This window comes from Streptococcus suis, assembly GCA_002831545.1.
Classification (GTDB): Bacteria; Bacillota; Bacilli; order Lactobacillales; family Streptococcaceae; genus Streptococcus; species Streptococcus suis_P.
Map to the genome: position 1 here is coordinate 2,513,972 of CP025095.1, position 12,368 is coordinate 2,526,339.

General features: G+C 40.7%; 14 protein-coding genes. 7 read left to right on the forward strand and 7 right to left on the reverse strand.

Translation table 11 applies throughout. The features are described 5' to 3' along the window. Nucleotides 1-1,037: 1,037 nt before the first annotated feature. The 6 genes from CWM22_12315 to CWM22_12340 all read right to left on the reverse strand — a co-directional run bounded on the left by CWM22_12315 (nt 1,038) and on the right by CWM22_12340 (nt 6,687). Nucleotides 1,038-1,796: a TIGR00266 family protein gene (locus CWM22_12315; protein ID AUC92619.1), complete on the reverse strand. Its 759-nt coding sequence runs from the start codon at nt 1,794-1,796 to the stop codon at nt 1,038-1,040. Nucleotides 1,797-2,065: 269 nt separating this feature from the next. Continuing rightward, nucleotides 2,066-2,560 carry a carbonic anhydrase gene (locus CWM22_12320; protein ID AUC92620.1) on the reverse strand — a complete coding sequence of 165 codons (495 nt, stop codon included), beginning with the start codon at nt 2,558-2,560 and terminating at the stop codon, nt 2,066-2,068. Between the two features lie 386 nt (nt 2,561-2,946). Then, a complete protein-coding gene (locus tag CWM22_12325; GenBank protein ID AUC92621.1) occupies nt 2,947-4,314 on the reverse strand; it encodes a DNA repair protein RadA in 1,368 nt (455 codons plus the stop codon). A 6-nt stretch (nt 4,315-4,320) separates the two neighbouring features. After that, the gene (locus CWM22_12330) at nt 4,321-4,854 is read right to left on the reverse strand and encodes a histidine phosphatase family protein (protein AUC92622.1); all 534 of its coding nucleotides are present in this window, start codon (nt 4,852-4,854) and stop codon (nt 4,321-4,323) included. Nucleotides 4,855-4,860: 6 nt separating this feature from the next. Continuing rightward, the gene (locus CWM22_12335) at nt 4,861-5,304 is read right to left on the reverse strand and encodes a deoxyuridine 5'-triphosphate nucleotidohydrolase (protein AUC92623.1); all 444 of its coding nucleotides are present in this window, start codon (nt 5,302-5,304) and stop codon (nt 4,861-4,863) included. A 516-nt stretch (nt 5,305-5,820) separates the two neighbouring features. Beyond that, nucleotides 5,821-6,687 carry an XRE family transcriptional regulator gene (locus tag CWM22_12340; protein ID AUC92624.1) on the reverse strand — a complete coding sequence of 289 codons (867 nt, stop codon included), beginning with the start codon at nt 6,685-6,687 and terminating at the stop codon, nt 5,821-5,823. Between the two features lie 336 nt (nt 6,688-7,023). Here CWM22_12340 and CWM22_12345 point away from each other — a divergent pair, with 336 nt between their 5' ends. The 7 genes from CWM22_12345 to CWM22_12375 all read left to right on the forward strand — a co-directional run bounded on the left by CWM22_12345 (nt 7,024) and on the right by CWM22_12375 (nt 11,688). After that, the gene (locus CWM22_12345) at nt 7,024-7,308 is read left to right on the forward strand and encodes a lactococcin 972 family bacteriocin (GenBank protein AUC92625.1); all 285 of its coding nucleotides are present in this window, start codon (nt 7,024-7,026) and stop codon (nt 7,306-7,308) included. A 221-nt stretch (nt 7,309-7,529) separates the two neighbouring features. Next, nucleotides 7,530-9,638, forward strand: coding sequence for an amino acid ABC transporter permease (locus CWM22_12350; GenBank protein ID AUC92626.1), 2,109 nt, complete (start codon nt 7,530-7,532; stop codon nt 9,636-9,638). Further along, complete coding sequence (locus CWM22_12355) at nt 9,635-10,264, forward strand: bacteriocin ABC transporter ATP-binding protein (protein ID AUC92627.1); 630 nt, start codon at nt 9,635-9,637, stop codon at nt 10,262-10,264. Before CWM22_12350 ends, CWM22_12355 begins: the two co-directional genes overlap by 4 nt. Before the next feature lie 160 nt (nt 10,265-10,424). Further along, nucleotides 10,425-10,640 carry a hypothetical protein gene (locus CWM22_12360; GenBank protein AUC92628.1) on the forward strand — a complete coding sequence of 72 codons (216 nt, stop codon included), beginning with the start codon at nt 10,425-10,427 and terminating at the stop codon, nt 10,638-10,640. Nucleotides 10,641-10,676: 36 nt separating this feature from the next. Further along, entirely contained in the window at nt 10,677-10,967 is a 291-nt protein-coding gene (locus CWM22_12365) for a hypothetical protein (protein AUC92629.1), read from the forward strand. Nucleotides 10,968-11,232: 265 nt separating this feature from the next. Further along, nucleotides 11,233-11,421: a hypothetical protein gene (locus CWM22_12370; GenBank protein ID AUC92630.1), complete on the forward strand. Its 189-nt coding sequence runs from the start codon at nt 11,233-11,235 to the stop codon at nt 11,419-11,421. A 144-nt stretch (nt 11,422-11,565) separates the two neighbouring features. After that, entirely contained in the window at nt 11,566-11,688 is a 123-nt protein-coding gene (locus CWM22_12375) for a hypothetical protein (protein ID AUC92631.1), read from the forward strand. A 255-nt stretch (nt 11,689-11,943) separates the two neighbouring features. On the opposite strand, the gene CWM22_12380 is transcribed toward CWM22_12375, so the two are convergent. Beyond that, nucleotides 11,944-12,303: a DUF454 domain-containing protein gene (locus CWM22_12380; protein ID AUC92632.1), complete on the reverse strand. Its 360-nt coding sequence runs from the start codon at nt 12,301-12,303 to the stop codon at nt 11,944-11,946. Between the last annotated feature and the right edge of the window lie 65 nt (nt 12,304-12,368).

Sequence of the window (12,368 nt, forward strand, 5' to 3'; positions counted from 1 at the left end):
ACTGCGACCATTTCCCCAGTCTGAACCTCGGAAACCTTTTTGAAAACAAAGACATGCTCCTCAAATCGCTTACTACTGTCACTTGTGTCAGTAATTAAAGCAACAGAGCGATTGGCATTCGGTTTGATTCTTAAAGAATAGTACCCTTCACCATAAACAGGCAACTGTTCTAATCCTTTCGCAAGGGAATCGTCCGTTTCTTCAGTTTCTGTAGTAGCTTTTCTGTCATCTTCATTATAAGTCTCATCTCGGTAGAAACCTTCAGGAAGTATGTCCTGCCCTTGGTCATTTTGACCCAAAGCCAGACCGCTTTGCAGAATCAAGGTTAATCCTTGCTCATCTATTACTCCTTCCGCAACTTTAAGTTTAACAGCTAATTGTTCGGAATTCGTTTGTTCCTTATCAATGGTGAGCGATAACTTAGTGGTATCCTCTTGATAGGATTTTAAGTATGTATCGCGTATCATTGCTTCTTCCGAAGTCGTTTCTGATAAGGCGATAGCTGTTGTCGTTATAGAGTCTATGACTAACAAAGCAAATAGAAACTTGCTTACTACTTTTACCCACGATTTCAACTTTTTTCTCTCTCCTCGTAAAAATAGAAAAAAAATTACCCCCCCTTAAATATTTAAGGAGAGGTAATTTCCTTATCCAGTTTACAAGTATAACATACCTATTTAGAAAGTTCAAGCAAAATTTCTGGAAGTACACGTCATACGCATGAAAAATTTCAGTGCTAAATTCCCAAAGTAAGTTCTAGTGTGTCTTAAAAACTGGAAATTAGACTGAGACAAAGAAATAAGGTAGAACTTACTATGGGACAAGTTGGTAACTAAATAAGGGCACCTCTATAAACTCCCAAAATTGCAAATTTGGAGTTACGAAAGCCTTGTTAAATCAACATTTTAAATTTTAGAAAATTAGTTTTTGGAGGTCCCCAAAAATATTAGAGAATTTTTAAAGATTCTATTTGTACGATTTAAAATATAACTAAAAAGAAGCTAAGGTTGTAGCCCTCAGCTTCTATTTCTCCACTATTAAAAAATTGCATCCAGCAATGATGTGCTTCCACCACCACCGTCACCACCTGCACCGACAATATGATTACCAATGACCTGAGCAAAAGTCTCAATGTTCAAACTCTGTACATAGATTTCTCCATAACCAGTAAAGGTATTAACGATTCCTTCACCTGTACCGATAGATTGGAGAAAACCATTTTCCATATGGATATTGTAGTCCAAATCACGACTCCAAGCAACCACATGAGCATTGTCAATGGTGATACTTCCACCATCCAAAGTTAGCTTCTTAATAGAACCAAATGCATTCGCCAAAAGTGTTCCGCGCCCCTCTGTCGTCATCACAAAGAGTCCACCCTGACCGCCAAAGAAAGCTTTCCCAACACTCTGGCGTTCCATTTTATATTGAGCAGAACCATCAAGGGCAAGGAAGGCACCATCATTTAGTCGATATTGCTCTGCACCAAGTTCCAAGGCAATAACCTGACCTGGCGTTGAAGGCGCAAGTGCAATTTTTCCATCGTCACTATTGGAAATGGCTTGCGTGATAAACATAGATTCGCCTGATACCATTGACCGACCGATGGCCCCCATCAATTTACCAAAACCTGAACCACCACGCGCATTGAGTTTGGTATTCAAAGTCACACTCGGCGTATGGTAAACCATACTCCCCTGTTGAATATAAGCTGATTCACCAGCCTCTAAGGCAATTTCCACTAAAGGAAATTGCATATTGCTATCGATTGTGTATTTCATACGGTTATCTGACATGAGAAGGTCTCCTTTTTGTGTTATTTATATAACACAATTCTACAACTAAAACCAAACCCTGTCAAGTATTTTTATAAAAAATACGGGAAACCGCACCATCTGTTCCCCCATTTTTATTACATAGTCTTTCAGCACTAGGAAGTGAGCTGCAGGTTGCTTCAATAGTCCAGCGGACTGTTGAAGGTTGGAAATCATACTTACGACAGTAAGTAACGTTCGTAGAGTACAGCAAAGCAAGTTAACGACGTAATAAAAGATAAACTGAATGACTAGATAACTTCCGTCATACGACCCGTATCCACATCATAAATAGCCCCTGAAATTTCAACGTCGTCAGGTATGAGCGGAGATTGTTTCAAAAGGGCAATATCTGCCCGCACGCTTTCTTCAATGTCTGTAAAAGGAAGAAAGTCCTGACCAGCCACATCCACCCCCAAATCCCGCTTGAGTTGGACCGTAAAGTCTTCATTGGTAAAGGTCTGGGCACCGCAGTCTGTATGGTGGAGCACCACGATTTCCCGTGTACCGAGTTGCTGCTGGGAAATGACAAGCGAACGAATCATGTCCTCCGTCACACGCCCACCTGCGTTCCGCAAAATGTGGGCATCACCCAGAGCCAAGCCCAAAGCCTGCGCCACGTGAAGCCGTGAGTCCATACAGGTCACGATAGCCACCTTGGTCTTTGGACGAAGAGGCAAATGGTAATCACCATGTAGGTCAACATAGGCCTTGTTGGCCTTCATAAAGTTTTGAAAATAAGACATAGGACCTCCTTGTCTGATAAGAATTTCTGAATTTTTCAGAAAATAAGTTGGTTCTAGCTTATCATATTCCCGACTATTTGTCGCAAAAAGAGGAGTAATAAAAAGCTTAGCATCACTTCTCAGAGTTCGTGTCAACATCTCAGCGCAGTGGTTGATTGGCAGATTTGTTCGTGCTCAACACTCCAAATCTGACCATTACGATTGTTGCGAACAAAGTTCGCTTTATCTCCAACCTCAAACTGTCTCCCAGACAGTTTGAGCTGTGCGGGGGGTGGGAGTGAAACAGTCTGGGGATAGACTGTTTCAGCTCAACAACTGGAAAAAAGGACTTGTTGACGAACTCTTTTTACCTGTCAAGTTCTTTCCCACTCCCCCGAATATTTTCGTCACTTAAACACTTTCTGCAAGACTTCGCCAATGGTGGTCACGCCGATAACAGTGATTTCCTTTGGTACCTTGATTCCTGTCAGGGAATTTTTAGGGGCATAGACCTTGGTAAAGCCTAGTTTGGCGGCTTCGTTAATCCGTTGTTCAATCCGATTGACGCGGCGGATTTCACCTGTCAGACCGATTTCGCCTATAAAGCACTCTTGTGGGTTAGTCGGCTTATCCTTGTAACTGGAGGCAAGGGCAACTGCGACCGCCAGGTCAATAGCTGGTTCATCCAATTTGACACCGCCTGCTGACTTGAGGTAGGCATCTTGGTTTTGGAGGAGCAGGCCTGCCCGTTTTTCCAAAACCGCCATAATCAAGCTGGCACGGTTGAAATCCAAGCCTGTCGTGGTCCGCTTGGCATTGCCAAACATGGTCGGCGTCACCAGAGCCTGCACTTCCGCAAGGATTGGGCGGGTACCCTCCATGGTCACGACAATCGCAGAGCCTGTCGCCCCGTCCAGACGCTCTTCCAGAAAGACCTCACTTGGATTGAGAACTTCGACCAAACCCTGTGACTGCATTTCAAAAATGCCGATTTCGTTGGTGGAGCCAAAGCGGTTTTTGACCGCCCGCAAGATACGGAAGGTGTGCTGCCGCTCGCCCTCAAAATAGAGAACGGTGTCTACCATGTGCTCCAAGGTCCGCGGTCCAGCCAGGGTGCCTTCCTTAGTCATGTGGCCGACGATAAAGGTTGCGATATTGTTGGTCTTGGCAATCTGCATGAGTTCATTGGTCACTTCACGGACCTGACTGACAGAACCTTGCACGCTGGAGATGTCCGGACTCATAATGGTCTGGATAGAGTCGATAATCAGGAAATCTGGCTTGATTTTCTCAATCTCGGTCCGAATGCTCTGCATATTGGTCTCCGCATAGAGATAGAACTCGCTGTCAATGTCGCCCAAACGCTCGGCACGGAGCTTAATCTGCTGGGCAGACTCCTCCCCCGACACGTAGAGGACGGTACCGATGGTGGACAGCTGGGTGGATACTTGCAAGAGCAGGGTGGACTTGCCAATCCCTGGATCGCCTCCAATGAGAACTAGACTTCCCGGCACCACGCCACCACCGAGGACGCGGTTAAACTCCTCCATATTGGTCTTGGTACGGGCCACTTGAATGGAGGAAACTTCATTGAGCTTCATCGGACGGGTCTTCTCACCTGTCAGGCTGACCCGCTCGTTCTTAACTTCAGCGACTTCCACTTCCTCGACAAAGCTAGACCAGGAGCCACAGTTGGGGCAACGGCCCAGATACTTAGGCGAGTGGTACTCGCAGGATTGACAGACAAAGGTTGTTTTTTTCTTAGCGATGGTCATTTCCTCCTATAGAGTGTATTCTAGGATTTCGCAGTAGGCTATAATTTCTTTGGGAACAAACTGGCGTATCAGCATACCATGACAGACGATAACGATTCGGTCATAGGCTTTGTATTTTTCAAGGGCCTGTAAAAATCGCTCTCTCATCTCCGCAGCAGTCTCGTAGCGAACAGGTGAAGACTCAGGCACTGCTCCGCCATTTTCCAAAAATAATCGATGAGCTAAGACAGCCTCATCTTGACTGGCATTTTGCCCCGTCATATCTGGTCGCCACTCATGAAAAAAGGGCTCGACCAGAAGAGGCAGTTGGTTGGCATGAGCAATATAAGTTGCAGTCTCCAAGGCCCGCGTGACGCTTGAAGCGATGACTACTTGAGCTTGGGAAAAGATAGGATTACTAGCAATTTCCTGAGCTAAAGTTCGCCCCTTTTCAGTTAAAGGAGCCAAATCCCGCCCAAAACCTGCATACAGCCGAGGATTATCATGCTGGTCAAACATGCTGTAGTCGGGCTCGGAATGTCGCACAAAAAGAATCTGCATAGTAGTCTATTTCCCTGTCGAGCCAAATCCACCTGTCCGAACGCCGTCGGCCTGATCGCCGTCAGCCAAAAGGAAGGGGGCAAAAACAGCCTGCACAATTCGCTCGCCAGCTTCCACCACGACGGTTTCCTCGGTGATATTTCGCATCTGGGCAAAGATATGACCTTCATTGGCTGGATTGCCATAGTAGTCGCCGTCAATAACCCCAACAGAGTTAATCAGGACCAGGCCTTTCTTGCGAGGGTTGGACGAGCGGTCGTAGAGATAGAGGACTTCGTTTGCCTGCATATAGGCCTTAACACCTGTCGGCACTAGCTTAATTTCGCCTGGCTCCAAGCTGACCGTCTCCGCAGCCTTTAGGTCGTAACCTGCTGCGTGGGCTGTCTCACGTCTTGGCAATAAGTTTTCATCTGTAAACTGGCTGACCAGTTCGAATCCACGGATTTTCATAATATTTTTTCTTTTATCCTTTCGAATGGTAATTTAATAAGGTTTCTTAGATTGGTTTTTATCGTACTTAGGTTTATATGCACAATCCCTTTGACAATGCATCATGCTATCTGATATGATAGACAAGCCCCCGGACTTTTTTGAAGGGAGGTGATACCGTGGCGGAAATCATTCTTACCGTGTTTTTTCTGCCGTTGTTGGTTAGTATTCTGACATCGTTGTTTGAATATTGGCTAAACAATCGCAGAAAGTAGCCCCAGGGGCAAAAGAAAAACCCTCAACGTTGCAGCGTTGGGGGCTTTTTTGATACCGTGCTAACATTCTTACCGCGTTTGTTAACAACATCAGTATAGCACCCCTTTATTCGATTGTCAAATGATACAGTATTGAGGACTTGATTTAATAGCACGATTGTCAGCTACTAGCTCTATTATACACTAATTCGTAAAAGCCTGCGATTTTCAACAAAAAACACCTGATAAACAGGTGCTACTACTATAAACTAGCTCAAGCAGTTCAAACCACTTCCGAGCCAAAAATCTCCCAACACTCCTCGACTTCTTTCTCCAACTGTTCAACCAACTCTAGCAAGTCTGCAGCTCGGAGAATGGCAAGTCCCTTGTCCACCATCCCTCTATCCTGCCGAAAGATACCCATGCGAACATTGGCCATGCCTACATAATCAATCCGCATACTTTCCTGAGCCATAGTGTAAACTCTTTCCATTACTGAAACACAAAGTTGGTACTCTTCATTTTTCAACAAAACAGTCGATAGATTGTAAAGAAAAGCAAACTGACTAACCTGTACATCTCTGAAGTCCTTATACTTGTCCAAGGAAAGCAAGATTTTATCTACAAAGCCTTTCAATTGGGATATAGGAATGATTGGAAGTACCAGACCCAACTTACGAAAATCAGCTAAATACCAAGTGTCTGACTTCTCCAATTCTTTCCAGAGTGCTTGCCCCAACTGTCTGGTCCGCTCCCCATCTCCTGTCTGACAAATAGAGAGTGCTAACCGTATCTGTTGTTCTATCCGCTGAACCCGTATATCTTCCTGCCTCTTCAAATACTGCTCTACTTGGTACAAAAAATCTTGACAGTTTGATTCAGAAAAAAATTGTCCTCTCAGATTTTCAAAGCGATGGATGATAGACGAACGCTCCGAAGGCTGATAGGCATGGCAGATATAGTCAAACTCCGCAAAGGTCATATCCAACTGACGGAGGATATGGGAAAAGTGGGCAATGGTAGGGTACTCCTTGTTGTTTTCAATTTTTGATAGGGTCGTCCGTGACAAGGCATCTCCACAAACATCCTGCTGGCTAAGCCCTTTGGACTTACGAATTTCTTTTAAGACTGTTCCAAAATCCCATTTCATGCAAGACCTCCAAAAAATGTGAGAAATGTTTACGTTTTCATCTTTTGCATTTATTCTATGATACCATAATAGTAAAGAAAAACAAACAAAATAATAGGAGGCACTTTTATGAAAAATTGGAAAAACTATCTCTTGCTTTTAACTTACTCAGCCATCCTACTAGCCCCTCAACTTTTAGGGGGTGGATGGGTTATCATTTGGCCAGTTATCAATAAATAAGCTACCACTATCTCACCACTCTGGAAAGGAGGAAAATGACTGAAAACTATATGTTGGGTGGAGGGGATGGGAAAGCTAATCTTAAAAATAAAAATACACTTAGAAAGGAAAATTATCATGAAAAAGTTTGCTAAATTAGTTTTTGCGGTGGGAATCGCTTGTAGTTTAATGGCATCCACAGTCGCCTTTGCAGACTTTGTCGAAGGTGGTGAATGGCATTATGGAGTCGGATGGACAGGAACCTACGGATATTCCAACTACCATCATCCAACACGTTCTCATACTGCTACTGTAAGAAATGGGCAACATGAAAACCGTCAACGCCAAGGTGCGGGTATATGGGCTAAAGCATCAATTACCAAAATCCCTCCAACTGGTATGGAATATTTCTATGGTTTTTGATAAACACTAGGTGTACACTAAAAATAAATCAGGAATCCACAAATGATGGAATTGTGAAACAAACGATTACCATGCTCAGAAATGTTTGATAGTAGGGTAATCGGGAACAACTGTTACTCATCAATTGCTAAATGACTGATAGTCAAATTCAAAAAGATAGTTAGTTTCCGACCAGCTCTATTGGTGTGCTGGTCGGAAAACGTATATAAGGAGGTGTTCAGATGAAAAGGCTAAACCATTTCTGTATGATTCTACTTCTGTGTTGTGTCAGTTTTATCGTTGTAAATCTACACTATACTAAGGAAATCAATCGCATACGCGAATTAGGAACGACTGACTATTCATTTCAATTTTATTTACGCGATAGTGCCGTTCCTTCACAGGATTTACTGCATTTTTTTGAAAAAATTGCTGATAAATACGACGTTTCAATTGTCAAAACAGATAGCAACACCGAGGTAATAAAAGCAGGTGTTTTTTCTCATGAGACCTTTCCTTATAAAGATTTTGGAATCCAGCAACTTACTTTTAACGAAGACGGAAGTGGATCTTATACAAATATACAATCCTCCGACAAACTAGGGCATATCCCAACATTTTTGCAGGCTAAGACGATACGGCTCATCACTTTAAAAAACTATTTTCAAGATACATCCCATACACTAAATGGTCAGTATACCGTCACATCAACAAAATCAATAAACGATACTGAAATAGTACAGGAATTGAGTCATTTTTTCAATATTGATTCTTCCACACTATTGACACCAACCTTTGAAACAGCAGTAGAGTTGATAAATAGAGACTTGCTACTAGTAGCACTCATCTGCTGTATCGCATTTTTACTCCTTTCATTAACTTCTGTCTATCAACCAATTTTAGATATCAAACATATCGGCGTTGAAAAAATACTTGGATACAGTAACTTAGAGATTTTCTATCGCTATGTAAAACAAAACATACTAATCATAGGGATCGGTAGTATCATTCTAAATAGTTTACCATTTCTGTTTTTTGACTACATTCCTCAAGGTTTTTCAGCTATGATGCTGCTAGCACATTTTATCCTCCTTCAAGTCTATCTACTCATCAACATTTTAGTCATCACAATTATCCAACGCATTAATGCAGCATCCATCATAAAAGGATTTGTTTCCTTCAAAACAGGGTTCTATATCAATAATTTCTTCAAATGCTGTCTCACACTTCTTATCACTATTTTGATGATTGGTGTCGGAAATAGCATGTATGAGGAACATCAAGAGTTGAACTATCAAGAACAGTGGGAAAAACAAGGAGATTTCCTAACACTCGAAACCGTAAAATCAGGAAATCAACTCTGGCAAGATAGCCTGTCTGGTTCCGACAAAGCTCATCAATATTATTACTCCTTATATAAGAATTTGACAGAAAATCTTCCAACTTATTATATTCGTTCTAGTATCATAAACCCTAGCAATTTCTCACATCTCAAAGAATTTGAACATTCAACATTGGCTAATGACATCCCTGTTCTATATGCCAACAAATCCTATCTCGAGAGTATAGGATTTCCTATCCCACATACAAGTAAACAATTGACCGTACTCTTTCCAGCATCAATGAAAGAAAATGAAGAGTCTGACGAAAATCTAGCAAAATTGATTGGTTTGCTGTCACTGAAATATGAAGAACAAGTGATAAAAACAATCAGCGAAGTAGATGTTGAATGCATTTATTATGAAAGTGATTGGACATTCTTCCCTTACAATGAAACCTTATCCAACAATTTCACTAATCCAATCATTAGTCTGGTCAATGACAACGACATGTCGTGGGAAGATAAAGCACACCTGTCAAATACTGGATTAAGTAGCCCAATTAAAATTGCAAATACCCCTCAAAATCAACAAAAAATCGAACAAATTCTTCAGAAATTGCCTGATGATAGCTATTTCAAGTTCTCATCAATAAAATCTATTCAACAAGGATGTGTAGATAGTTTCCGCGATGCTAGTCGTAACTTCATCACCTTGTTTGCGATTATCTGCTTACTGAGCATTGTTGTTTCCTATTTTATCGTGAGGAGTATGTTCCTATGGAGAAAATCTCATATCTTCACAATGAAATTTTTAGGATGGTCACTCCTTGACCGCTATAAACCAATTCTAATTGGACTAGCATTACTTTATTTGCTACCTCTTCCAGTTATTTTAATAGCTGGTAAGTCACTATTTCCTCTTGTACTTTTTTTACTATTTGCCATTGCTGATGGAGGTATCTTCCTATTTACATCGCTGAGCATGGAGCAAAAAAATCTTGTACAATACTTGAAAGGAGAGAACTTATGATTCATTTAGAACATATCTTTAAAAAGATTGGTCAAAAACATATCCTACATGATTTTTCCCTCCACATTGAACAAGGTGAATTAGTCGCAATTGTTGGAAAAAGTGGCAGCGGAAAAACAACATTACTAAACATCATTGGCTTGCTTGACGGTGAATACGAAGGAAATTACCTCCTATTTGGTCATTCAAACGTACCTGTAAACACTAGGACATCTCAAAAAATAATTCGGGAACAAATTTCCTATCTATTCCAAAATTTTGCACTAATTGAGAACGAAAGCGTCGAGTATAATCTCCTGATGGCATTGAAATATACCAGATTATCAAAAAGGGAAAAGGAAGAGTCTATAAAAAATATACTAGAAAAAATCGGACTAGCAAACACGCTAAAACAAAAAATTTCCGAGCTATCTGGAGGAGAACAGCAACGAATTGCTATCGCTCGGGCTCTACTCAAACCAAGCAATCTTATCTTGGCAGATGAGCCAACGGGATCATTAGATCAAGAAAATAGGGACTTAATCCTACAATTTCTCATAGAAATGAATAATCGTGGTAAGACAGTGATTATCGTCACACACGATCCATATATTGCCGATAAGTGTCAGCGGATTGTTCGTTTATGATTTAGATAGTTTCTACACCCTTGGCGAATCAGGCATTCCACTACAACTGCAAAAATCAATGCTCTAGAACGTATGCCATGCATCACTTGACCCAAGTTTACGATAAATAAACACAACACTTATCTAGTTCTTTCATAAAATACAGCCAGGAGGTACAACCATGACTGCTGCATTCATCATTTTTTTAATCATAAAAGTATTAGCTCTCATTCTATTCCTTGCTTGTTTATTTCTAGGTTATAAACTAGTTAAAACATTAAATAAAAAGCAAGTATCTCCTGCAAAAAAATGGGGAATCATTGGTCTCTATAGCCTATTTTTGCTTATCGTAGCCTATCTTGCAACATTTGTTGTCGTACTGGGAATCAATACTTAGGCTTCGAATTTTGTGATATATATGTAAGGAGAGACAATAATAGATATCAAAACGAACAAAACCTTATTAAGGCAAATTGAGACTATCCTTGACACACAGCTCTTATCGGTCAAAGAACTTGCGATATTGAAACATACACAAACTGCCCTTCAACACAACGAATACCTTTTAAAGGTCATCGCTTACTTAAAACAAGAACTTTCGCCTCTTGCAATAAGCAACTCATTGACTCCAGAAGTTTCAGAGTTATTTCTTGAAATAAACAGACAGCACCCAGCAACACGAGCTGCCGCGATTTGGAATTTTCTTGTTCCAAAAACTAAATAATTAGGAATGGACATAACCAACATAAACATCTTGATTATCTACTAATCTCAGGGATAAATCCAACCATTTTCTTAGGAGGTGCTCGACATAGTTTACTTGAAAATAATCATTCTCTGGATTTCTCTAGCCCTTGCATTGTACGGGGACAAGTTCATTCAGAAAGATTTCCCAATTTGGAAAGGGATTTTCCTACTTATTGCTCTGGCAAGTTCACTTTCTTTTCTATTTTAATCCCACATAGAGTATTTTGGAAAGGAAAACAGTTATGAAACCAATCAAACTCTTTCATAAAAAATCGACAGTTTTCACTCTGATTGGCCTCCACTTAGTTGTCTTCCTACTTAGTGGACTTCGCTCTTGGATATTGCACCAACCCTTCAAATGGTGGATTACCCTAGGGATTAGTGTCGGTTTTTCAGTTGCTTATCTCTTAGTAACAAAAAATGACCCCTAGCCATCAACGACTCACTAACTAGAAAATTGCTAATAAACTACATCAGATGAATATGAAAACATTCCGAGAAAATCTATACAAGACTGAATGCATCAAGTTATCTAGCTTAATCTTGAAGTCGTATAGAACAAATACTTATACTCAATGAAAATCAAAAACAGACTAGGCGACGCAGATGCAGATAGAACTGAAGTTCATCAAATCAAGCCAACAACGTCTGATTTTGATTTTCGAAGAGTATTAAAAACCAGTCAATCACAGAAATAGAGATTGACTGGTTTTTGCTGTTCACATTCTTATACCAAATAACATTCAAAATCAGACTAAACGATACAGATGGAACTCTGGCCCTCCTATTTATTCAATGAAATTGGCTATGATTTTTGAGGTGTGCTATTCAAACACAAACTGGTTGTGGTAGAGTTCGGCGTAGTAGCCGTTGAGCTTGAGGAGTTGGCTATGGTTGCCTTGCTCGATTACTTTTCCATCCTTGAGGACGATGATCACCCCTCAAATCTGACTTTATTTCTCCGGTATGACCCAAAACAAATAGTAAGTGATGAAGATTGTTAATAGTCCCAGTCCTATTTTGACCAATAAAATAGGAGCCAGCCAGATAGAAATTGCCATGAGTAAGTAAATTTGCCAGATGATTTGCTTTTTTCGTTTGCGGGAAATGGATTTGGTCTCAACGTAATCAGCTACGTAAAATTGATAAATTTTTGTATTGCGTAGCCATTTTTCAAACCTTTTTGAACTTCTCGCAAAGCAAAAACCAGCTAAAAGTAAAAAAGGAGTTGTCGGAACTATCGGCAAAACAATCCCAATGACACCAAGCATCAAACTAACAAAACCAAATACTAGATAGAATATTCTCTGCATACTAATATTATACCAAAAGAACTCGTGAATTTTTGAACAATTTTATCACATTTTCAGAAAACGCT